Raw genomic sequence first — 22871 nt, forward strand, 5'->3', positions numbered from 1 at the left:
GTGCTGGCCCGCCAGATGGGCGGCGACCACGGGCTGATCGCCAGCGTCATCACGGTGCAGACGCTGCTGGCCGCGCTGTCGCTGCCCGTGGTGCTGGTGGCGTTCGGCTGAGGCGGTATCGCGTCAGCCGAACCGTTCGCCGAGCAGCCGGTAGAACCAGAACGCCTCGTCCCCGGCCATGAGTTCGTTGAGCCGGCCGGGGGCAACGCCGGTCATGCGGCGGACGGCGCGGCCCATGTGCGACTGGTCGGCGAAGCCGGCGTCGCTGGCGAGCCCGGCGAGGTCGAGAGGGCCGTCGTCCCGGCTCCGGCTGACGCGGACGGCCACGTCCTCGACGCGGGCGAAGAGCTGCAGGTCGCGTTGGCTCTGGCCGGTCCACGACTTGACGCGGCGCTGCGCCTGCCGCACGCCCCGGCCGGCCCTGGACAGCGCGGCCCGCACGGCCAGGATGCGCAGCCAGTCCCCCATGAGCGGCACCCCCATCCGTGACATAAGGCTGGTTTCGCGCGGGGGCGGGCCGGACCACAGCGGTTGGAGAAGGGCCTGCAGGCGGTCGAACGGGTCGCTCGCCGCGTCCGGCGCCAGGAGGGACCGGCAGGCCGCCGGCAGCGGGCCGGACACCGCCTCCTCCAGCGGCAGGATGCGATCGACCAGCGACTCCGCGCCGATGCCGGTGAGGCGAGCGAGGGAGTCGGGATAAAAGGCGACCGACAGGGCGTGGACCGGCCCCGGCGACCAGCTCGCGACCGGGCGGCGCTGCGGCCCGGACAGGACCAGGCGCGGCAGCGGCGGGCCGAGGACCGGGCGGCCGTCGCCCGAGCACTCCTCCACCATGTGCAGGGTGCCTTCGAAGATCCAGGAGACCAGCGACATCGGCGTCGCCGGGTAATAGTTGAAGCGCTGGGCGTCCGACAGCGCCGCCCCGCGCGTGTCGCGCTCCACGCCCATGAACACGCAGGCGGAGAGATCCGGGCGCGGGAACAGCAGGCGGGCCGAGGCGGCGGGCGGCATGGCGGCAGGCGGCATGGCGGCAGGCGGCACAGTGGGTGTCGTTTCCGTTCTATACGGCCGGGCGGGTTCCGGACGAGACAGGGCTGGGAGACATCAGCACCGAGCCACCGGAGCCCGACCATGCCCAAGACCATACTTCAGGGGCGTTTCCGCCACAAAGCCCGCAGCCTCGCCAACCTCACCCTGGCCTGCGCCGACGTGCTGGCCCGCCGCGCCGTCGGCCGGCCGCTGGTGCCGGAGTGGAGCATTCCCTTCGAGGTCGCCAACCTGTTCTGGCGCGCGCAGTTCAACCACGCCTTCGCGCTGGCGGACATCGCCGAGGCCCGCGCCTATTTCGACAGTCTGGTGTCCGTCGTGGACGGCGCCCCGGCGGTCGACGTGCGGCCCAGCCTGCCCGGCGAGCCGCGCGGCGACTGGTTCATCCCACACGTGCGCAAGGGCGCCGCCACCGTGCTGTACTTCCACGGCGGCGGGTACACGTTCTACGCCGCCGTGACGCGCCATTTCATCGCCATGCTGGCCGACACGCTGGGCCTGCCGGTCTTCGCCGTCGACTACCGCCTGACGCCCGAGCATCCGCACCCCGCGCAGATCGAGGACGCGCTGGCGGCCTACCGGTTCCTGCTGGCCCGAGGCGTCGATCCGGCGCAGCTTGTGGTGTGCGGCGATTCCGCGGGCGGTCATCTCATGCTGATGACGGTCGCCGCGCTGCGCGGGGCGGGGCTGCCCCAGCCCGCCATCGGGATCGGCATCAGCCCGTGGACCGACATCGGTCGGCGCGGCGCCGGCCAGTTCGGCAACGACCGCTACGACCTCGTGCAGGGGTACATGACGCTGCAGTTCGCGGCGTGGCTCAAGGGGGCGGGCGGATTCGGCGACGCCGAGCTGTCGCCCATCGCCCAGGATTTCCGGGATGCGCCGCCGCTCTACCTCCAGGCCGGGGGCAAGGAGATCCTCGTCGACATGATCCGTGACTTCGCCCGCGTCGCCCAGGCGCAGGGGGCACAAGTCCGGCTGGACGTGTGGGAGCACATGACCCACGAGTTCCATGCCCACGGGCAGACCCTCCCCGACAGCCGGGAGGCGCTGGAGCGCATCGGCGCGGCGATCCGCTGGGCAACCGAAGGAGCCGGTGCCTTTCCCGCCATCCGGCAGACCGAGGTCGACAGCCTCGGCGGTCAGGGCGGTTCGGGCGCGCTCTCCGGGAACTGTTCGAGGGAGTCGGTGATCTCGTAGTAGTCGGGCTTGCTGGCCACCTGGATGTGGCGGACGGTGGCGAGGCCGGTCGGCTGGTCGAGCGAGCCGGCGGCCACGTCCACCAGCGCCTCCCCGTCGCCCTGCCAGAACAGCGACGAACCGCAGGTCCCGCAGAACCCGCGCTGCGCCTTGGCGGACGAACGGTACCACGTGAGCGTGGCGTCGCCGTCGAACCGTACGCTCGCCCGCGGCACGGTGATGTACGCGCCGAAGTGGCCGTGGAAGCGGCGGCACTGGGAGCAGTGGCAGTTGACGACGCCCATGGGCCGCTCCGTCACGACGAAGCGGACGGCGCCGCACAGGCATCCGCCGGGAAGTTCACCAGGGAGATCACCGTTGGCGCTCATGAATTGCCTCCCTGCCCTTGCTTCTCGGCCAGACGCTCCGCACTGGTGAGGCGCGGCAGGCCGTCGTCGCCGATGTCGTACCAGTCGCCCTTGAACTCCACCCAGATGTGCCGGCGGGCGCGCAGTTCCGTCGACTCGTCCAGGCTGCCGGCGGTCACGTCCAGCGTCGGCTCGCCCATGGCTTCCCAGAACAGGCCGGAACCGCAGCGGGAGCAGAACCCCCGCCGCGCCTTCTCCGACGACTGGTACCAGGCCAGCGTCTCCTCCTTCACCATGCGGAAGGCGTCACGCGGAAAGCCGGTGTAGGCGCCCACGTGGCTGTGCTGGCGGCGGCACTGGCCGCAGTGGCAGAGCGAGATCGACGACGGTTTGGTGCCGATCTCGTAACGCACGCCGCCGCACAGGCAGCCGCCGGTCCAGGTGGTCTTCTCGGTCATGCTCAGCCCTGCCAGAAGGGCTTCTCGGCCTCGCGGTCGGCGTCGGCGCGCGACACGCCGATGTCGCTCAACAGGTGGTCGGGAAGCGACTCCAGCGCCAACCGCTGCCGGCGCCGTTCGTTCCAGGTCGCCACCGTGTCGGCGATGCCCATGACGAAGCGGCCGACAGCGGTGCCCACACTCGGCCCCACACGGTGCGAGGTCCCCAGCCCGGTGCCGGAATGCGCGGTGCCCGAGAACCCGGTGTTCGTGCTCTGCGACATGCTGATACCCTCTTTTGCGTGGCGCCGGTCCGCGGCGTCTCCGCGGTGCCCGGCAGCAATCTCTCCCGTGCACTGAGAATGGGCGACCCGCTTCTTGCGGACAAACGACCGTTTCTCATAGAGTCGATTAGGAAAACTAATCCGACGCATCGCCCGCACGGAACCGCCGGGAGCCCCCATGTCGCGCCGCCTGCCGCCGCTCAACGCCTTGCGCGCCTTCGAGGCGGCGGCCCGCCACCTGTCCTTCACCAAGGCCGCCGAGGAACTTCACGTTACCCAGGCGGCGGTAAGCCATCAGATCAAGGGGCTGGAGGAATGGCTGGGCCTGCCGCTGTTCCGCCGCATGAACCGGGCGCTGGTGCTGACCGACGCGGGCCAGGCCTACCTGCCGCCGCTGAAGGAGGCGCTGGACCTGATGGAGAACGCCACCCAGCGCCTATTCCGCAAGGACAGCACGGGGGCGCTGACCATCTCCACCATGCCGTCCTTCGCCGCCAAGTGGCTGGTGATGCGCCTGGGCCGATTCCAGGCGGCGCATCCGGAACTGGACGTGCGGCTGCAGACCACGTCGGACATGACCGACTTCGCCCAGCAGGACGTGGACGTGGCGATCCGCTTCGGCCGCCCGCCCTGGGCCGGCGTGCGCACCGAACGGTTGATGACGGAGGAGATCTTCCCGGTCTGCGCGCCGTCGCTGATGAAGGGGCCGGACGCGCCGCAGCGGCCGGCGGACCTGCTGCGCCTGCCGCTGCTGCACGACGACTATTTCATCACCTGGGGAACGTGGTTCGCCGCCGCCGGGCTGGAGGGGGTCGACGCATCGCGCGGGATCACCTTCACCGATTCGGCGCTGGTCCTGCAAATGGCTGCGGAAGGGCAAGGGGTGGCGCTGACCCGCCGCGTGCTGGCCGCCGACGATCTGGCGGCGGGGCGGCTGGTGCGCCTGTTCGACATCACGCTGCCCAGCGACTACGCCTACTACGTCGTGGCGCCGCCGCACTATTTCTCGCGGCCGAAGGTCAAGGCCTTCCGCGACTGGCTGTTCGCGGAGGTGGAGCGGTCGGAGAAGCGATGACGCCGGGCCGCGGCGGGCGCGGCCCGGCGTCGGAAGGTCACCGAAGGACCGGCTTCGGCGTCGCCACCGTGCTGGCCGGCAGCATCGGGTATTCCACCCGCGGCTGCTGGCCGGTGAGGGAGTGCAGGAATGCGGTGATGGCGTCGATCTCCGGCTCGCTGAGCGTGGCGCCCAGCTGCGCGGTGCCCATGATGCCGACCGCTTGGCGCAGGTCCCAGACCTTGCCGGTGTGGAAGTAGGGTGCGGTCAGCGCCACGTTGCGCAGCGTCGGCGAACGGAAGACGTACTCGTCATCCGCCGTCTTGGTCACGGCGAAGCGGCCCTTGTCGGTGGGCGGCAGGATCTCCGCACCCGGCTTCTGCACCACGCCGAAGGGGAAGTAGTCGTGGCCGCCGACGTTCACGCCGGTGTGACAGCCGACGCAGCCCTTGTCCATGAACAGCGACAGGCCCTTCTTCTGCTGGTCGGTCAACGCGTCGGCCTTGCCCTCCAGGTACTGGTCGAAGGGGGCGGCGGGCGTGGTCAGCGTCGCCTCGAACGCCTCGATGGCCTTGGCCACGTTGTCGAAGGTGACGGGGTTGCGCTCGTTCGGGAAGGCGTCGGCGAACTTGCGCGGGTAGGCGGGGATGCTGTTCAGCACGCCCAGCACGTGCTCCGGCGTGGCGTTCATCTCGACGTTGGCCTGGATCGGGCCCTTGGCCTGCGCCTTCAGGTCCTCCGCCCGGCCGTCCCAGAACTGCGCCACGTTCAGCACGGCGTTGAGCACCGTCGGCGAGTTGCGCGGCCCCTTCTGCCAGCCGTGGCCGACCGACGTCTCCAGCCCGTCGACGCCGCCCAGGCCCAGGTTGTGGCAGGAGTTGCAGGAGAAGATGCCGCTGGCGGACAGGCGCGGTTCGAAGAACAGCATCTTGCCCAGTTCGATCTTCTCGCGGGTCACGGCGTTGTCCTTCACCGCGGGGATGGCGGCGGGAATCGCCTTGAAGTGCTGGCGGGCCTGTTCCATCAGCGGGTCGGCGCCGCCGGCGGGTGCTGCCGGGGTGGTGGCGGTCGCGGCGAGCGCGGCGCCGGCAAGCCCGACGAGCCCGATGACGGTGGCGACGGTCGTTACGGCTTTCAGCATGGATCTCGTCCTCCTGGTTGTGTGCATGGGGCTGCGTGCTCAGCCACAACCTGCGACGGCGCGAAAAATGTCGGCGCATGGTCCGATTGCACATCTGGAAGAGTTCTAAACACTGGTACGACCACCGTCCCCGCGCCTTCTGTCGCTGCGACAGGACGCCGCGCGCCCGCTTGCGACGGGCCGGCCGCACACCTATAGTCCCGGCCCATGACCGGACCCGCCCCATCCATGACCTTCCCGCACCGTCACCTGCTCGGCATCGAGGGGCTGACGGCGGGGGAGATCTCCCTCGTGCTCGACCTGGCCGACGGGTATGTCGAGCAGAGCCGCCAGAGCGAAAAGAAGTCCGCGCTGCTGCGCGGCCGCACCATCGTCAACCTGTTCTTCGAGAACTCGACGCGCACGCGCACCTCGTTCGAGCTGGCCGGCGTGCGGCTGGGCGCCGACGTGATCAACATGTCGGTCGACGGCAGTTCGGTGAAGAAGGGCGAGACGCTGATCGACACGGCGATGACGCTGAACGCCATGCACCTGGATGCGCTGGTCGTTCGCCACGCCGATTCGGGCGCGGTCAAGCTGCTGTCGGACAAGGTCAACTGCGCGGTGGTCAACGCCGGCGACGGCCAGCACGAGCATCCCACCCAGGCCCTGCTGGACGCGCTGACCATCCGCCGCCGCCTGGGCCGGCTGGAGGGCCTGGTGGTGGCGATCTGCGGCGACGTGCTGCACAGCCGTGTGGCGCGCTCCAACATCCACCTGCTGAACGCCATGGGGGCGCACGTGCGCGTCGTGGCGCCGCCGACCCTGCTGCCCTCCGCGATCGACCGCCTGGGCGTCGAGGTGCACCACTCCATGAAGACCGGCCTGAAGGACGCCGACATCATCATGATGCTGCGCCTGCAGACGGAGCGCATGGCCGGGCAGTACATCCCCTCCGCGCGCGAGTATTTCTACTTCTACGGGCTGGACTACGAGAAGCTGGAGGTGGCCAAGCCGCACGCGCTGATCATGCACCCCGGCCCGATGAACCGCGGCGTCGAGATCGACTCGGAAGTCGCCGACGACATCAAGCGCTCGATGATTCTCGACCAGGTCGAAATGGGCGTGGCCGTGCGCATGGCCGTGCTCGACCTCCTGCTCCGCGACCGTGGGGGCAACGCCCGATGACCCGCCGTACCGCCTATGTGAACGCCCGCCTGCTGGACCCGGCAAGCGGCCTCGACGCCCGCGGCGCCCTGCTGGTGGAGGGGTCGCGAATCGCCGACTTCGGCCCCGCCCTGTTCGCCGACGGCGTCCCGTCCGGCGTGGACGAGGTGGTGGACCTGGGCGGCCAGTGCCTCGCCCCCGGCCTCGTCGACATGCGCGTCCTGCTGGGCGAGCCGGGCCAGGAGCACAAGGAGACGGTGAAGAGCGCCAGCCGCGCCGCCGCCGCCGGCGGCGTCACCGCCATGGTCTGCCTGCCCAACACCGATCCCGTCATCGACGACGTGGCCGGCATCGAGTTCATCGCGCGCCGTGCGCGCGACGTGAAGCTGGTGAAGATCTTCGCCTACGGCGCGGTGACCCGCGACACCGAGGGCGCGCAGATCACCGAGATGGGCCTGCTGGCGCACGCCGGCGCGGTCGCCTTCACCGACGGCACCAGGGCCATAGCCAACGCCGGGGTGATGCGCCGGGCGCTGGCCTATTCCAAGGCGTTCGGTAAGGTCATCGTGCAGCACCCGGAGGAGCCGGCGCTGGCGTCCGGCGTCATGAACTCCGGCGAGATCGCCACCCGCCTGGGCTTGGCCGGCATCCCGCGCGAAGCCGAGATCATCATGATCGAGCGCGACCTGCGGCTGGTCGAGCTGACCGGCGGGCGCATTCATTTCGCCCACGTCTCCACGGGCGAGTCGGTGGACATCATCCGCCGCGCCAAGGCGCGCGGGCTGAAGGTCACCTGCGACACCGCCCCGCACTATTTCGCGCTGACCGAGACGGACGTCGGCGACTACCGCACCTTCGCCAAGGTCTCCCCGCCGCTGCGCGGCGAGATGGACCGCCGGGCGATCGTCGAGGGGCTGGCCGACGGCACCATCGACGCCATCGCCTCCGACCACGTGCCGCAGGACCAGGACACCAAGCGCGTGCCCTTCGCCCAGGCCGCCTTCGGCGTGATCGGGCTGGAGACGCTGCTGCCGCTGACGCTGGAACTGGCGCACAAGGGCAAGCTGAGCCTGCTGAAGGCGCTGGGCTGCGTCACCTGCGCGCCGGCCGCGGTGCTGGGCCTGCCGCTCGGCCGGCTGGCGCGGGGGGCGGCGGCCGACCTGGTGGTGTTCGACGCGGACGTGCCGTGGACGGTGGACGTCGAGCGCTTCCGGTCGAAGTCCAAGAACTCCCCCTTCGAGGACCGTCCGGTGCAGGGGCGCGCGCTGCGCACCATCGTCGACGGCCGCACCGTCTGGCAGATGGAAGGCTGACCGCCGTGACCGTGCTTCTCGCCTGCGCCGCGCTGGGCTATCTGCTCGGCTCGATCCCGTTCGGGCTGGTGCTCACCCGCATGGCGGGCCTGGGCGACATCCGCAAGATCGGCTCCGGCAACATCGGCGCCACCAACGTGCTGCGCACCGGCCGCAAGGGGCTGGCCGCCGCCACGCTGATCCTCGACAGCGGCAAGGGCGCCATCGCGGCGCTGCTGGCGCTGGTGCTGGCCGGGCCGGAGGGTGCCGTTCTGGCCGGCGGCGGCGCCATGCTGGGACACACCTTCCCGGTCTGGCTGGGCTTCAAGGGCGGCAAGGGGGTGGCCACGGCGCTGGGCGTGCTGCTGGCCGTGGCGTGGCCGGTCGGCGCCATCGCCTGCCTGACGTGGCTGGCGGCGGCCTTCCTGTTCCGCATCTCGTCGCTGTCGGCGCTGACGGCGCTGGGCCTGTCGCCGGCCGTGGCCTACCTGTTCGGCGACCTGCGCGTCGCGGCGCTGGCGCTGTTCATCGCGGTGCTGGTCTACATCCGGCACGCCGCGAACATCCGCCGCCTGCTGAAGGGCGAGGAACCGCGCATCAACGTCCGCAAAAAGGCGGCCTGAGCGCCGGGTCACCGGCCCCAGGCCCTACGGTCATCCCCTGCCCACCAGCCGGCGGCGCGACGGCTCCGGCAGGCAGTCGACGAGGCGCTGCGCGAGTTCGACGTCGGCGAGCGTGCCGTCGAGCAGCACGTCCACCACTCCCTCGATGCGTTCCAGCAGCCGCGTGCGATGCGGCGCATCGCCCACAGCCTGCCAGAAGCGGTCGGCTTCCGCGCGGTCGACATCCTCCCGCTGCCGCTCGAGCGCGGTCAGCGTCTCGACCAAACGCGCGAGGACCTCGGGAATGGCGCGCCCCTGCTCGGCGCGCGAAACCGTCGGCTGGTCGAACCCCGCGAGATCGCCAAGCCGCTTCTGGGTCAGGCCCAGACGCAGGCGGCGGGCGGCGATGGTTCTCTGGTCTGCTTTCGCCATGCTTGGATCGGCTCCTGGCTCAACATACTCGGGTATGCTGGCTGGGATGTTAGCAATTTGATCCATCGACGCCCTCATTGACTATATTCCTGAACAACGGTACGAATTCCCTCACCAGCGGGCGCGGCGCGCCCGCCGCGGAACAGACTGTTTTTCAATGGGTTGAGAGGGCCCACTGAGTGGATGGCAATGATCGGAGGCCACTACCTCCGGTATCGCCTCCCTGTTTCCCCCACCACCGCTTCGATAGCGATGGGTTGGATGTCCTGTTCCGGACGATCGAGAGATATGGGCTTCAACGGTCGTTTGTCGCCCTCGCGCTTCGTCCTATCCGGTATGCGCGGCCCCTTCCCGACGGCAGGTCGCATGCATACGAACGTATCTGGCACACAGCCTATTCCCGACTGATTCGCGGGGCTTGCGCCGCACGCCTGCGCACGCCGCCCTGGCCCATGCGCGCCGCCGTCCTGCACGCCCGACGGCACCGCCCTATCCGGGTGCGGATTCGAATCCGGCGGAAAAGCGGGTTGCAGCATGGCGGTACCAACGTCCATCGAATTGCATACATTCGTAACACTACATCTCTCCGGTAACAACGAGAAAAATCGATCTGGGCAGGCGTGCCCGTTTGCCCCACGCTGAACGAGCGGCTCGCGCCGGGAAAATGGCGGAAGATCAATGGGGCAGGATAAGCAACACGGGGAGCGTGAGGGCGCGCGGGGGCACACCGCGTTCGACCATGAGGTGAGCGTCCGCCTTTCCCTCGTCATCGACCTCTACGATTTGAAGGTCGAGGCCGCGCGCGTCGCGAAAACGACGGGCGAGATGCTTGGCCGCTACACCAAGGGCGCCCACAAGCTGCCGTTCCGCGTCGCCGCGGCCATCGCGCACGCCAAGGGCGTGTCGCTGGACTGGCTGGCGACCGGCGAAGGCCCCATGATGCTGAAGGAACGCGCCGCTCCCGGCGGCGACTCGGACGCCGGGCGACTCGACCCGCTGGACGAGGTGCTGCTGGCCAACGTCGTCGAGGGGCTGGAGCTGTTCGCCGCCTCCGAAGAGCTGGAGCTGGAGCCCGGCGAGAAGGCCCGCCTCGTCGTCCTGCTGCACCGCATGCTGGCGCGTCGGCGCCGGGATGCGGAACGCCTCGGCACGCCGGTCGCGCCGGAGCTGTCCACGCCCGAGCACCCCGTACCCATCGCCAGCGACATCGATCTGGCCGACATCGTGCGCCTCGCCGGGCGCCGGACCATGGGCTGACGCCACTCATCATACATAAGTGTGTTGCCGGGGCGTTGCGGCGGTTGTACAAAATGGGTGCATGACACAACCGCGCCGCCCGCTGTCCGACGCCGAACGCCTGGATTGGCTCCGCCTGATCCGGACCGAGAACGTCGGCCCCGTCACCTTCCACCGCCTGATCGAGCAGTACGGCACCGCCCGCAAGGCGATCGAGGTGCTGCCCGACCTCGCGCGCCGCGGCGGGCGGGTCAAGCCGCTGCGCGTCCCGCCGAAGGCGGAGGCGGAACGCGAGCTGGAGGCCAACGCGCGGCTGGGCGCCAGCCTTCTGTGCTGGTGCGAGCCGGATTATCCGGAACCGCTGGCCGCCGTGGACGACGCGCCGCCGGTGATCTCCATCCTCGGCCACGCGCACCTTCTTAGAAGGCGCACCATCGGCATGGTCGGCGCGCGCAACGCCTCGCTCAACGGCCGCAAGTTCGCCGAGGCCCTGGCGCGCGACCTGGGCGCCGCCGGCCTGCTGGTGGCGTCCGGGCTGGCGCGCGGCATCGACACGGCGGCGCACCGCGGCGCGCTGGCGAGCGGCACGGTCGCGGTCGTGGCGGGCGGAATCGACGTCGTCTACCCGGAGGAGAACGAGGGCCTGTACCGCGACATAGCGGCGCAGGGCGTGGTGGTGGCCGAATGCGCGGCCGGCACCACGCCGCAGGCCCGCCACTTCCCGCGCCGCAACCGCATCATCTCCGGCCTGTCGCTGGGCGTGGTGGTGGTCGAGGCGGCGCTGAAGTCCGGCTCCCTGATCACCGCGCGCATGGCGCTGGAACAGGGGCGCGAGGTGTTCGCCGTGCCCGGTTCGCCGCTGGACCCGCGCTGCCGCGGCACCAACAACCTGATCCGCCAGGGCGGCACGCTGGTCGAGGAGGCCGACGACATCCTGCGCGTGTTCCAGCACCTGAAGGCCCCGCCGCTGGCCGAGCGCAAGGACCTTTTCAGCTTCGCCCGCCCCGCCGTGCCCGACGAGTCGGAGGTCGAGCGGGCGCGTGCCATTGTTATCGAAAACCTATCCCCCACCCCCGTCGCCATTGACGAACTGGTCCGCGGGTGCCAATTGTCACCACCCGTGGTGTTGACCGTCGTGCTGGAACTAGAGCTGGCGGGCCGCGTGCAGCGTCTGCCGGGCAACCAGATCAGCCTGATCTGAACACCAACGCGAACGGTCGTACATGTTTGGGGGCGAGTGAGTCTCTTGGCGGGAAGCAACGTCGTCATCGTCGAATCGCCGGCCAAGGCGAAGACCATCAACAAGTATCTGGGGTCCGACTATACGGTCGTCGCCAGCTTCGGCCACGTGCGCGATCTGCCGGCGCGCGACGGGTCGGTGCGCCCGGAGGAGGATTTCGCGATGGACTGGGAGCTGGGCGACCGCTCCAAGCGCCACATCGACGAGATCGCCAAGGCCGTGAAGGGCGCCACGCGCGTCTATCTCGCAACCGACCCGGATCGCGAGGGAGAGGCCATCGCCTGGCACCTGTCGGAACTGCTGCGCGAGAAGCAGCTGATCGACAAGGTGGAGGTGCAGCGCATCACCTTCAACGAGATCACCAAGAGCGCGGTGCAGGCAGCCCTTGCCGCCCCGCGCGCCGTCAGCCGCGAGTTGGTGGACGCCTATCTGGCGCGCCGCGCTCTCGACTACCTCGTGGGCTTCACCCTGTCGCCGGTGCTGTGGCGCAAGCTGCCGGGCTCCAAGTCGGCGGGCCGCGTGCAGTCGGTGGCCCTGCGGCTGGTGTGCGAGCGCGAGGGCGAGATCGAGGCGTTCCGCCCGCAGGAGTACTGGTCGGTCGAGGCCGACTTCGCCACGCCGGCCGGTGCGACCTTCACCGCCCATCTTTCGCAGCTCGACGGCAAGAAGCTCGACAAGTTCGCCCTGCCCAACCAGGCGGCGGCGGAATCCGCCGTGGCCCGCATCCAGGGCGGCGAGCCGTTCACCGTGGGCGCGGTGGAGCGCCGGCAGTCGCGCCGCAACCCCTATGCCCCCTTCACCACCTCGACCTTGCAGCAGGAGGCCTCGCGCAAGCTGGGCTTCGGCGCCACGCGCACCATGCGCGTCGCCCAGCGCCTGTATGAAGGCGTGGACATCGGCGGCGAGACGGTGGGCCTCATCACCTACATGCGAACCGACGGCGTGTCGCTGTCGCAGGAGGCCATCGAGGCCTCGCGCGCGCTGATCGCCAGCCTGTGGGGCGACAAGTACGTCCCCGGCCAACCGCGCATCTACAAGACGGCCGCCAAGAACGCCCAGGAGGCGCACGAGGCGATCCGCCCGACCGACCTGTTCCGCAAGCCGGAGAGCATCGCCGCCTACCTGGAAAACGACGAGCTGCGCCTCTATGAGCTGATCTGGAAGCGCACCGTCGCCTCGCAGATGGAAAGCGCCGTGCTGGACCAGGTGGCGGTCGACGTCGCCTCGGCCAAGCGCGACGTGGTTCTGCGCGCCACCGGCTCCATCGTCGTGTTCGACGGCTTCATGCGCGTCTACCAGGAGGACAAGGACGACGGCGAGGACGAGCAGGAGCGCCGCCTGCCCGCCATGGCGGAGGGCGACGGGCTGAAGCGCGGCGACATCCGCCCCGACCAGCACTTCACCCAGCCGCCGCCGCGCTACACCGAGGCGAGCCTGGTGAAGAAGCTGGAGGAGCTGGGCATCGGCCGGCCGTCCACCTACGCTTCCATCCTTCAGGTTCTGCAGGACCGCAACTATGTCCGCCTGGACAAGCGCCGCTTCATCCCGGAAGACCGCGGCCGGCTGGTGACGGCGTTCCTGAAGAACTTCTTCAACCGCTACGTCGAATACAACTTCACCGCCGAGCTGGAGAACCAGCTGGACGAGATCTCCGGCGGGCAGCTGGACTGGAAGGCGGTCCTGCGCGACTTCTGGCAGGCGTTCTCGCACGCGGTGGAGGACACCAAGGACCTCACCATCACCAACGTGCTGAACGCGCTGGATGAGGAGCTGGGGGCGCACTTCTTCCCCAGCAACACCAATGGCGACGGCACCGGCACGGACCCGCGCGTGTGCCCGGTGTGCGGCCAGGGACGGCTGGGGCTGAAGCTGGGCAAGATGGGCGCCTTCATCGGCTGCTCCAACTACCCCGGCTGCCGCTACACCCGCCCGCTGGCGGTCGCCAACGACGACGGCCAGGACGTGCAGGAAGGCCCGCGCGAGCTGGGCGAGGATCCTGACACCCACCTGCCGGTCACCGTCCGCCGCGGCCCCTATGGCGCCTACATCCAGTTGGGCCCGCCCAAGGGTGCTGAGGAGGCGGCCGCCGCGGCGGCTGCCGAGAAGCCGCCCGAGAAGCCGAAGAAGGGCAAGAAGGTCAAGGACGACACGCCGAAGCCCAAGCGCGTGTCGCTGCCCAAGGGCATGTCGCCGGCCGACGTGGACCTGGACACGGCGCTGCGCCTGCTGGCGCTGCCGCGCGTGGTCGGCAACCACCCGGAGACCGGGCAGGAGATCAGCGCCGGCATCGGCCGCTTCGGGCCGTACCTGAAGCACGGCTCGATGTACGAGTCGCTCACGCCCGACGACGACGTGCTGACCGTCGGCATGAACCGCGCTGTGGACCTGCTGGGCGAGGCCGCCAAGAAGGCCGCCGCCACGCCGGCCCAGACGCTGGGCGAACACCCGAAGACCGGCAAGCCCATCACCATGGGCGCCGGCCGCTTCGGCCCGTACGTCAAGCACGGCGCGCTGTACGCCTCGATCCCCAAGGCGGTGGACCCGACCACGGTGACGCTGCAGCAGGCGCTGGAGCTGCTGGCCGCCAAGGCGGAAAAGGACGCCGCCAAGAAGGGCAAGCCGGCCCCCACCGCCGACGCCGAACCCGCCGAGAAGCCTGAGAAAGCGGAGAAGGCCGAGAAGATGAAGGCTCCGGCGAAGAAGGCCGCCGCCAAGAAGGCGCCGGCCAAGGCAAAGGCCACCGCCGGCGCGGACGCCGGACCGGCCGACAAGCCGGAAAAGGCCCCGGCGCGCAAGCGGGCGTAACTCCCGCTACCGCACCCAGCGCATCACCCCGCTCGCCAGCGGTGTCCAGATCCCCATGGGCACCCCGGCGGCGCGGAGCGCGCGGGCCGTCCACTCGTTGCAGGTCAGCACCGGGCCGTAGGTGCCGTACGCCTCGTAGAAGCGGTCGTCGCCCGAATAGCTGGCGCCCAGGATCGGGCGGTCCGAACGGAAGGCGGCACGCACGTAGGCCACCAGCCGCCCGTACGCCCCCTCCCCCAGCACCAGCCGCCCGCAATCCTCGCCCGCAACCGGCCGGCGCAGGTGGTAGACGTGCACCACCGTCGGCCCGCCGCCGAACAGCGCCCGCCACGCGGTGCGCGGGTTCAGGTCCGACCAGCGCCGGGTTTCCAGGTAGAAGGCGCGGTCGCCCCAGCCGAACGACAGGTGTGTCGAATCGGCAGGCGCCAGCGGAAAGTCGCTGCGCGGCAGCACCGCGGTCCAGTCCATAGCGTCCGTGACGGCCGGCAGCACGAGGTCGGTGTGCACGCCGTTGCTGCACACGAACACCTCGACGCCTTCTGTGGGAAGCGAATCGCCCGGTGAGGGAATCAGCGGCAGCGCGTAGGCCAGCAGGGCGAATCCGCCGGGGATCGCCGCCATCACCGCCAACGCCACCCCCGCCAACCGCTGCATGCCATCCGCCCATTGTGGTCACGGCACAGCTTTGCCGGGCGAATGTGGTCAAACTGCGTAAACCCTTCGAGGGCACCGGAAAGGTGCCCGTCCTGTCCACCCGGGCGGCTGGTGGCGCTGCGGCGGCGCCATAGCTTTGCTGCCGCAACGATAAGGCGGGGGGGATCGCACCATGGCGTTTCGCAACGTGCTGGCCGGCACGGCCGGGGCCAACCAGATCACCGGCAGCGCAGCACCCGACCTGATCTACGGATTCGACCCCAACGGCCCGCAGGCGGCCGTATCCGGCATCACCGCCACGCGGGTGGCGACGGACCTGGACCAGCCGCTGTTCGCCACCGCCGCACCCGACGACGCCTCGCGCCTGTTCGTGGTGGAGCGGGGCGGAACCATCCGAATCCTCGACCTGGAGAACGGCGGCACGGTGAACACGCCGTTCCTCGACGTCACGCGCGAGATCTCGGTGGGTGGGGAGCGCGGGCTGCTCGGCCTCGCCTTCCATCCCGACTACGCGACCAACGGGCGATTTTACGTCAACCTGATCAACCGCGAGGGCGACACGGAAATCCGCGGCTACACGGTCTCGGCGACCAATCCCGACCGCGCCGATCCGGGAAGCGCCGCGCTGGTGCTGCGCGTCGAGCAGCCCGAAGGTCTCTCCAACCACAAGGCCGGCTGGCTGGACTTCGCTCCGGACGGCACGCTGTACGCGGCCCTGGGCGACGGCGGAGTCGCCGCCAACGCGCAGAACGCCGACAACCTGCTGGGCAAGATCCTGCGCCTGGACGTGAACGCCGACGCCTTCCCGGCCGACGCCGCGCGCAACTACGCCATCCCCGCCAACAATCCCTTCGCCGCCACCGCGGGAGCGGACGAGATCTGGGCGCTGGGCCTGCGCAACCCCTGGCGCGCCAGCTTCGACCGCGGCACCGGCGAGATGTACATCGCCGACGTCGGCCAGAACGAGTGGGAGGAAATCGACATCGGCCAGGCCGGCGCCAACTACGGCTGGCCGGCGTTCGAGGGGACGGAGGCGTACCAGAACGTCACGCCCACCATCGGCACGCTGACGCCGCCCATCTACACCTACGGGCACGACGTCGGCCGCTCCATCACCGGCGGCTACGTCTACCGCGGGCCGGCCGAGGAGATGCAGGGCCAGTACGTGTTCGGCGACTTCATTTCCGGCCGCATCTGGAGCCTGCAGTCCTCCGGCGGCACGTGGTCGGCCACCGAGCGCACCGCGCAGATCCAGACGAACGCCGGCCGCATCAACCAGATCGCCTCCTTCGGCGAGGACGCGCGGGGCAACCTCTACGTCGTCGACTTCGACGGCGACATCTTCCGCCTGACGCCGCGCGGCGCGGCGGGGGCAGCGGGCAGCGGCGACGGCGCCGACGTGCTGCGCGCCGGGGACGGCCCCGACATGGTGTTCGCCGGGGACGGCGCCGACGCGGTGTTCGGCGACCTGGGCGACGACGAGCTGCACGGCCACGACGGCGACGACACCCTGGACGCCGGCGACGGCAACGACGTGGTGTTCGGCGGCGCCGGCAACGACCTCATCATCGGTGACGGCGGTGGTGACGGCGGAACCGGATTGGCACTGGCCGGCGACTACCTGCTGGGCTAGGGGCTTGAGACACGGATGAACACGGATGCCCGCAGGGCGGGCCACGGATAAACACGAATGATCTTTATCCGTGTTCATCCGTGCGAAATCCGTGTTCATCCGTGTCTCGGCATCCCGTCGCAAGGGTGGAATCCCGGCGGAAATGCTGGGACACTGCGGCGATGACCAAGCCCACCCGCCCCACCGGCTTTCCCAGCCGGGAATCCGTCCTCGACTTCATCCGCACCAGCACCGTCCCCGTCGGCAAGCGGGAGATCGCCCGCGCCTTCAAGCTGTCGGGCAGCGCCGACCGCGAGCGGCTGAAGGACCTGCTGAAGGACCTGGAGGCCACCGGCACCGTCGAGCGCGGGCGCGGCAAGCGCATCGCCCCGCCGCAGGCGCTGCCGGAAGTCGCCGTGCTGGAGGTGACCGGAGTCGATCCGGACGGCGAGGTGCTGGCCCGCCCCCTCACCCAAGCCAGCGACGGGGCCAGCGACGATCCGCCGCCGCGCATCTTCATGATGCCGGAAAAGAAGGGCCATCCGGCGCTGGCCGTCGGCGACCGCGTGCTGGCCCGCCTGTCGCGCGTCAACGAGCGGCTCTACGAGGCGCGCACCATCCGCCGGATCGAGGGCACGGCGGGACGCGTGCTGGGCGTCTATCGCCTGGGGGCCGATGGCGGCCGCATCGTGCCGACCGACAAGCGCAACAAGTCCGAGCTGCTGGTCCTGCCCGCCAACACGGCCGGCGCGGAGCCGGGCGAGCTGGTGCTGGCCGACGTGCTGCCGGCCACGCGCCTGGGCCTCGCGCAGGCCCGTATCGTCGAGCGCATCGGCCACACGGCCGAGCCGCGCGCGGTCAGCCTGATCGCCATCCACGCCAACGGCCTGCCCACCGTCTTCCCGCACGCGGCGGAAACGGAGGCCAAGCGCGCCAAGGTGCCGCCGCCGACCGGCCGGGTCGACCTGCGCGGCGTGCCGCTGGTCACCATCGACGGCGCCGACGCCCGCGACTTCGACGACGCCGTGTGGGCCGAACCCGACCCGGACCCGGCCAACGAGGGCGGCTGGCACCTGCTGGTCGCCATCGCCGACGTCGCCTACTACGTCCGCCCCGGATCGGCGCTGGACCGCGCGGCGTTCGAGCGCGGCAACTCCTGCTACTTCCCCGACCGCGTCGTGCCGATGCTGCCGGAGGCGCTGTCCAACGACCTGTGCTCGCTGCGCCCGAACGAGGAGCGCGGCTGCCTCGCCGTGCACCTGTGGATCGGCCGCGACGGCGGGCTGATCCGCCACCGGTTCGAGCGCGCGCTGATGCGCTCCGCCGCCCGCCTGACCTACGAGCAGGTGCAGGCGGCGCGCGACGGCCGGCCGGACGAGGAAACGGCGCCACTGCTCGACACCGTCATCGCGCCGCTCTACGCCGCCTTCGAGCGGCTGTGGGAGGCGCGGCAGCGGCGCGGCACGCTGGACCTCGATCTGCCGGAGCGCCGCGTGCTGTTGGACGACGAGGGCAAGGTGAAGGCCATCGGGCCGCGCGAACGGCTCGACAGCCACAAGCTGATCGAGGAGTTCATGATCTGCGCCAACGTCGCCGCCGCCGAAAGCCTGGAGGCCAAGGGCATGCCCTGCATGTACCGCGTGCACGACCAGCCGGCCGACGACAAGCTGGAGGCGCTGCGCGAGTTCCTGGAGGGGATCGGGTACAATCTCGCGAAAGGTCAGGTGCTTAAGCCCGATCACTTCACCCGGATCCTGAAGAAGGCGGAGGGCACGCCGGAGTCGCAGCTGGTCAGCGAGGTGATCCTGCGCAGTCAGGCGCAGGCGGTGTACGCTCCCGAGAACCTCGGTCATTTCGGGCTGGCGCTGCGCCGCTACGCCCACTTCACCTCACCCATCCGCCGCTACGCCGACCTGATCGTGCACCGCGCGCTGATCCGCGCGCACGGGCTCGGCCCCGGTGCCCTGGACGACGAGACGGTGGCGCGCATGGCCGACGCGGGCGAGCACATCTCCATGACCGAGCGGCGCGCCGCGGCGGCCGAGCGCGACGCCATCGACCGCTACACCGCGTCCTACCTGTCCGCGCACGTCGGCGCGGTGTTCAGCGGGCGGATCACCGGCGTCACCCGCTTCGGCCTGTTCGTGCGGCTGGACGAGTCGGGCGCCGACGGGCTCGTCCCCGCCTCCGTCCTGCCGGACGACCGGTACGAGCACCGGGAGCATGAGCACGCCCTGGTCGGCGAGCGCTGGGGCCGGGTGTACCGCCTGGGCGCCCCGGTCAAGGTGATCGTCCTGGAGGCCGATCCGCTGACCGGCAGCACCCTGTTCCGCCTGCGCGACGACGAAGGCGCCGATATCATCGGCACCGACGGGCAGCCGTGGCATTCCGGCAACGCCCGTTCCGGCGGCGGCACAAAGCGCCCCGTCCGGCCACGCTCAAGCGGTCGTGGCAAAAAAGCGACATCGCGTGGGAAATAGGGCACAAGCCCCATTTTGAGCGTATTTGACCCACCAATGCCCTCTGCGATGGTGCTATGCATCATCCCATCGAACGTGGGCTGACGTATCCTGCCGGATGGTGCGGAGATCCCCGCCGCCAGGACCGTACGCCAGCCCCCCGTACGCAGGGAGTGCGGTCGGCGCGCCATGATACACGGGCTTGGTCGGATGACCTTTCGGCGGCACCTGACCGCCCCCTTCGCGGCCCTCGCGCTCGTCTTCGGATGCAGCGGGGGTGAACCGCCGAAGCCCGCAATCGCCGCCGATTCCACCTACATCAGCGAACAGGTCTTCACCGTCGGCTACGGCCGCATCGCCGACGCGTACCTCCAGCCGGTCGACATGCAGCGCCTCGGCGTGGGCGGGCTGAAGGGCCTCGCGTCCATCGATCCGGCCGTCACCGTCGAGGCCAACGGCAAGACCGTACGCCTGTACGTCTCCGACAAGCTGGTCACGCAGTACGGCACGCCGCCGGCCCACGACGCCGCCGCCTGGGCGGCGCTGACCGCGCACGCGGTGGAGAAGGTGCGGCTGCACTCCGCGCCGGTGCGCACCAGCACCACCGACCGCGTCTATCAGGCCGTGTTCGACGCCGTCACCGCCGACCTGGACGGCTATTCCCGCTACGCCGCCCCGCAGCGCGCCACGACCGAGCGGGCGCAGCGCGAGGGGTACGGCGGCATCGGCCTGTCGCTGGAGACGCAGTCGGGCGGCCGCTACGTCATCCGCAACGTGCTGGAGCGCGGCCCGGCCGACCGGGCCGGCGTGCGCGACGGCGACCAGCTGGTCGCCATCGACGGCGAGACGGTCTCGGCCCTGACCGACACGGCCGTGCGCGACCGACTGCGCGGGACCGCCGGCAGCCTCGTGCTGCTCACGGTGGCGCGCGACGGCATGCCGCCGCGCCGCCTGCCCATCCGCCGCGACCGCATCGTGCCGAACATGGTCAGCCATTCGGTCAGCGACGGCGTCGCCGTGATCAAGCTGGAGCGGTTCAACGCCACCACGGCCACCAACCTGCGCGACGCCGTGCTGGCCGCGCGGCGCGCGCCCAACCCGGTGCGCGGCTTCGTCCTCGACCTGCGCGGCAACCCGGGCGGGCTGCTCGACCAGGCGGTGGCGGTCGCCGACCTGTTCATCCGCCGCGGCCGCATCATCGCCACCGAAGGGCGCCACCCCGACGCCCGCCAGCGCTTCGACGCCGCCGCCGACGACGTGGCCGACGGCATGCCGATCGTCGTGCTGGTCGACGGGCGCACGGCGTCCTCCGCCGAGGTCGTCGCCGCGGCGCTGCAGGACAGCGGGCGCGCGGTGGTCGTCGGCACCTCCTCCTACGGCAAGGGCAGCGTTCAGACGGTCACCCGCCTGCCCAACGACGCCGAGCTGTTCCTGACCTGGAGCCGCATCTTCACGCCGGCCGGCTACACGCTGCACAAGCAGGGCGTCCACCCGACCATCTGCACCAGCGTCAACGCGCCGGACGCGGTCACCGTGCTGGCCGACCTGCGCGACGGCCACCTGCGCCCGGCGCCGCAGATCGCCTCCTGGCGGGCCGCGGCGGCCGACAGCGACGCCGCCGTGCTGCGCCTGCGCGACACCTGCCCGGCGCGCGAGCACGACGCCGCGCTGGACGTCCAGGTCGCCAAGCATCTTCTGGGCGAGCCCAGCCTGTACCGGCAGGCGCTCGCCTTCGCCTCCACCGCCGTGGCGGAGCGCTGACGGGGCGGAAATCCCCGTGACGCAACGCTCAAACCCTTGTCGGAGCTTGAGTCAGGGCTTGACATGGCGGCAATTGCGGGTATCTTCCCGCGCTACGCATCGCCGCCCGCCGGGCCGGCGGGACACTGGTTTATTTTCGGGATTGCGATCATGGCCAAGCAGAACACCGTCCTCATCAAGCTGGTGAGCACGGCCGACACCGGTTTCTTCTACGTGAAGAAGAAGAACCCGAAGAAGACCACCGAGAAGCTGAGCTTCAACAAGTACGATCCGGTGGCGCGCAAGCACGTCGAGTTCAAGGAAGCCAAGATCAAGTAAGGTTTCCCGACCGGCGACGCCCAGCTGGCGACGGACGAGAAAGGCCGCCCATCGGGCGGCCTTTTGTGATTCGCAGCCGCTGCTCCACACGCCGTGAGATCGGGCGAATATCGCTCAACCCACCGAAGGTCATAGCGTGCTATAGGCCGAAATGCTATGCATGGCGGCATGCACCGTGACCGGCTTTCCCCCATTGGTGGCGAGTTCGCCGACGCCGCGCGCGAGGCGGCGTTCCAGGCGGAGCGCCTGCCCGAGACGGTGCGCCACGCCCGGCTGCTGTTCGCGCTGTCGGCGGTGCTGAACACGCTGTTCTTCGTCAGCGACGCCCGTTTCTACGGCGACCCGCACTTCTTCGTCGCCATCCCCGCCCGCGCGGTGGTGGTCGCCATCTCGCTGGCCTGCTTCGCGCTGGTGCCGCGCGCCCGGACTTTCCACCGGGCAGAGGCGGTGATGCTGCTGTGGGAGTGGATCAACGCCGTCGCCGTGGCGGCGCTGGTCAGTTCGCGCAGCGACATCGCCTTCATGGTCGTGCTGATGCTGCCGGCCATCTACTACCTCGCCGTGCCGACCTCGTTCCGCGCCACGCTGGCGTCGGGCGTGGGCTGCAGCGCGCTGATGCTGGGCGGCTATCTGGCGCCCGGCCCGCTGCCGCCGACCGTCACCGGGCTGGCGCTGGGGCTGGTGATGGCGAACTGCGCGCTGATCCTGGTGGTGCGCAACGCCAACCGGCTGCGCCGCCTGGAATGGGCGGCCACCCAGGCCGAGCGGCAGGCGAACGACGAACTGGCCGAAAGCCGGGCCATGATGGAGACGATGTTCATGGCCGTCCCCATTCCGATGATCGTCACCACGCGCGGCGACGGCCGGCTGGTCAAGGCGAACGACGCGACGTACGCCTTCTTCGGCGGCGATCCGGCGGCGTTCGGCGTGCACACCGCCGACCAGGTCTACGCCGATCCCGCGCAGCGCGCCGCACTGCTCGCCGCGCTGGACCGCGACGGGCGCGTCGCCGGCTTCGAGACGCAGGCGCGGCTGGGCGACGGCTCCCTGCGCGACGTGCTGCTGGCGGCCACCGCGCTCGACGTGGCGGGCGAGCCCTGCCTGATGTGCGGCGTGGTCGACATCACCAACCGCAAGGCGCTGGAATCGCACCTGGAATGGCTGGCGACCACCGACGCGCTGACTGGGCTGGCCAACCGCAACCGCTTCTTCGCGGTGGCGGAAGTGGAGATGAAGCGCGCCGAGCGGCACGGGCGGCCGGTCGCCGTGCTGATGGCCGACATGGACCATTTCAAGCGCATCAACGACACGCACGGGCACGAGGTCGGCGACGCCGTGCTGAAGGCCTTCGCGCGCCTGAGCCGCGGCGTGCTGCGCCCGCAGGACCTCGTCGCCCGCTTCGGCGGCGAGGAGTTCGCCGTCCTGCTGCCGGAGACCGACCGGGCCGGCGCGCTGGCCGTGGCCGAGCGCCTGCGCGCCGAGGCCGAGTGCCTGCGCGGCGACGGCGTGCCGCCGGATCTGTGCGTGACCGTGAGCATCGGCGTGTCGGAGATCGAGGCGGGCGAGCGCACGCCCGAACCGGCGCTGTCGCGCGCCGACCGCGCGCTCTACGCCGCCAAGCGCGCCGGCCGCAACCGCGTGGCGGGCTTCCCGGTGGCGACGGAGATGTGCGCGGAGTGAGGGCGCCCCCGCCGCGTCAATGCGCCGCCTTAATGCGCCGGGGTGATGCGGAACTCGTTGACCTCGCCGCGGGGGTCGGCGACCACGCAGTTGCGGCCCGACCGCTTGGCCTGGTAGAGCGCCG

The 22871-nt window shown here is 70.5% G+C and carries 20 protein-coding genes; 13 read left to right on the plus strand and 7 right to left on the minus strand.

Annotation, left to right across the window (positions count from 1 at the left end):
- Positions 1 to 123: 123 nt before the first annotated feature.
- On the minus strand, positions 124 to 1026 hold the full coding sequence (locus tag VED21_RS13640) for a helix-turn-helix domain-containing protein (protein ID WP_324882916.1): 903 nt from the start codon (positions 1024 to 1026) through the stop codon (positions 124 to 126).
- Positions 1027 to 1131: 105 nt separating this feature from the next.
- Here VED21_RS13640 and VED21_RS13645 point away from each other — a divergent pair, with 105 nt between their 5' ends.
- The gene (locus VED21_RS13645) at positions 1132 to 2247 is read left to right on the plus strand and encodes an alpha/beta hydrolase (protein ID WP_324882917.1); all 1116 of its coding nucleotides are present in this window, start codon (positions 1132 to 1134) and stop codon (positions 2245 to 2247) included.
- Here the strand turns inward: VED21_RS13645 and VED21_RS13650 are convergent.
- Genes VED21_RS13650 through VED21_RS13660 form a run of 3 tightly spaced genes read right to left on the minus strand, consistent with a single transcriptional unit; the run spans position 2190 to position 3315 of the window.
- Positions 2190 to 2615 (minus strand): GFA family protein, encoded by a 426-nt coding sequence (locus tag VED21_RS13650; RefSeq protein WP_324882918.1) that lies wholly within the window; start codon positions 2613 to 2615, stop codon positions 2190 to 2192. The two genes, VED21_RS13645 and VED21_RS13650, sit on opposite strands and share 58 nt — an antisense overlap.
- A complete protein-coding gene (locus VED21_RS13655; protein ID WP_324882919.1) occupies positions 2612 to 3052 on the minus strand; it encodes a GFA family protein in 441 nt (146 codons plus the stop codon). Before VED21_RS13655 ends, VED21_RS13650 begins: the two co-directional genes overlap by 4 nt.
- A 2-nt stretch (positions 3053 to 3054) precedes the next feature.
- Complete coding sequence (locus tag VED21_RS13660; RefSeq protein WP_324882920.1) at positions 3055 to 3315, minus strand: DUF1127 domain-containing protein; 261 nt, start codon at positions 3313 to 3315, stop codon at positions 3055 to 3057.
- A gap of 178 nt (positions 3316 to 3493) precedes the next feature.
- Between VED21_RS13660 and VED21_RS13665 the strand changes: the two genes are divergently transcribed.
- Entirely contained in the window at positions 3494 to 4390 is an 897-nt protein-coding gene (locus VED21_RS13665; RefSeq protein WP_324882921.1) for a transcriptional regulator GcvA, read from the plus strand.
- 37 nt (positions 4391 to 4427) lie between these two features.
- Here the strand turns inward: VED21_RS13665 and VED21_RS13670 are convergent, their stop codons facing one another.
- Complete coding sequence (locus VED21_RS13670; RefSeq protein WP_324882922.1) at positions 4428 to 5510, minus strand: cytochrome-c peroxidase; 1083 nt, start codon at positions 5508 to 5510, stop codon at positions 4428 to 4430.
- Positions 5511 to 5738: 228 nt separating this feature from the next.
- Between VED21_RS13670 and VED21_RS13675 the strand changes: the two genes are divergently transcribed.
- Genes VED21_RS13675 through plsY form a run of 3 tightly spaced genes read left to right on the plus strand, consistent with a single transcriptional unit; the run spans position 5739 to position 8571 of the window.
- Complete coding sequence (locus VED21_RS13675; RefSeq protein ID WP_324882923.1) at positions 5739 to 6677, plus strand: aspartate carbamoyltransferase catalytic subunit; 939 nt, start codon at positions 5739 to 5741, stop codon at positions 6675 to 6677.
- Positions 6674 to 7969 carry a dihydroorotase gene (gene pyrC, locus VED21_RS13680; protein ID WP_324882924.1) on the plus strand — a complete coding sequence of 432 codons (1296 nt, stop codon included), beginning with the start codon at positions 6674 to 6676 and terminating at the stop codon, positions 7967 to 7969. The genes VED21_RS13675 and pyrC overlap by 4 nt, the downstream gene beginning before the upstream one ends.
- On the plus strand, positions 7951 to 8571 hold the full coding sequence (plsY, locus tag VED21_RS13685) for a glycerol-3-phosphate 1-O-acyltransferase PlsY (protein WP_414638200.1): 621 nt from the start codon (positions 7951 to 7953) through the stop codon (positions 8569 to 8571). The genes pyrC and plsY overlap by 19 nt, the downstream gene beginning before the upstream one ends.
- Positions 8572 to 8601: 30 nt before the next feature.
- On the opposite strand, the gene VED21_RS13690 is transcribed toward plsY, so the two are convergent.
- A complete protein-coding gene (locus tag VED21_RS13690; protein ID WP_324882926.1) occupies positions 8602 to 8982 on the minus strand; it encodes a helix-turn-helix transcriptional regulator in 381 nt (126 codons plus the stop codon).
- A 744-nt stretch (positions 8983 to 9726) separates the two neighbouring features.
- Between VED21_RS13690 and VED21_RS13695 the strand changes: the two genes are divergently transcribed.
- From VED21_RS13695 to topA, 3 genes are all read left to right on the plus strand, one after another.
- Positions 9727 to 10239, plus strand: a complete 513-nt coding sequence (locus VED21_RS13695) for a hypothetical protein (RefSeq protein WP_324882927.1) — start codon at positions 9727 to 9729, stop codon at positions 10237 to 10239.
- 61 nt (positions 10240 to 10300) lie between these two features.
- Positions 10301 to 11419, plus strand: a complete 1119-nt coding sequence (gene dprA, locus VED21_RS13700; protein ID WP_324882928.1) for a DNA-processing protein DprA — start codon at positions 10301 to 10303, stop codon at positions 11417 to 11419.
- Positions 11420 to 11464: 45 nt separating this feature from the next.
- The gene (gene topA, locus VED21_RS13705; protein ID WP_324882929.1) at positions 11465 to 14263 is read left to right on the plus strand and encodes a type I DNA topoisomerase; all 2799 of its coding nucleotides are present in this window, start codon (positions 11465 to 11467) and stop codon (positions 14261 to 14263) included.
- A gap of 6 nt (positions 14264 to 14269) precedes the next feature.
- Here the strand turns inward: topA and VED21_RS13710 are convergent, their stop codons facing one another.
- Positions 14270 to 14917, minus strand: coding sequence for a TIGR02117 family protein (locus tag VED21_RS13710; RefSeq protein WP_324882930.1), 648 nt, complete (start codon positions 14915 to 14917; stop codon positions 14270 to 14272).
- Positions 14918 to 15089: 172 nt separating this feature from the next.
- On the opposite strand from VED21_RS13710, the gene VED21_RS13715 reads away from it, so the two are divergent.
- The 5 genes from VED21_RS13715 (at position 15090) to VED21_RS13735 (ending at position 22747) form a co-directional block, all read left to right on the plus strand.
- Positions 15090 to 16550: a PQQ-dependent sugar dehydrogenase gene (locus tag VED21_RS13715; protein WP_324882931.1), complete on the plus strand. Its 1461-nt coding sequence runs from the start codon at positions 15090 to 15092 to the stop codon at positions 16548 to 16550.
- Between the two features lie 161 nt (positions 16551 to 16711).
- Positions 16712 to 19009, plus strand: coding sequence for a ribonuclease R (gene rnr, locus VED21_RS13720; RefSeq protein WP_324882932.1), 2298 nt, complete (start codon positions 16712 to 16714; stop codon positions 19007 to 19009).
- Positions 19010 to 19198: 189 nt separating this feature from the next.
- Complete coding sequence (locus VED21_RS13725) at positions 19199 to 20749, plus strand: S41 family peptidase (RefSeq protein WP_324882933.1); 1551 nt, start codon at positions 19199 to 19201, stop codon at positions 20747 to 20749.
- A gap of 150 nt (positions 20750 to 20899) precedes the next feature.
- Complete coding sequence (rpmG, locus tag VED21_RS13730) at positions 20900 to 21067, plus strand: 50S ribosomal protein L33 (RefSeq protein WP_324882934.1); 168 nt, start codon at positions 20900 to 20902, stop codon at positions 21065 to 21067.
- A 168-nt stretch (positions 21068 to 21235) separates the two neighbouring features.
- Positions 21236 to 22747 (plus strand): sensor domain-containing diguanylate cyclase, encoded by a 1512-nt coding sequence (locus tag VED21_RS13735; protein ID WP_324882935.1) that lies wholly within the window; start codon positions 21236 to 21238, stop codon positions 22745 to 22747.
- Positions 22748 to 22871: the final 124 nt, after the last annotated feature.

This window comes from Azospirillum sp., assembly GCF_035627195.1.
GTDB lineage: Bacteria > Pseudomonadota > Alphaproteobacteria > Azospirillales > Azospirillaceae > Azospirillum.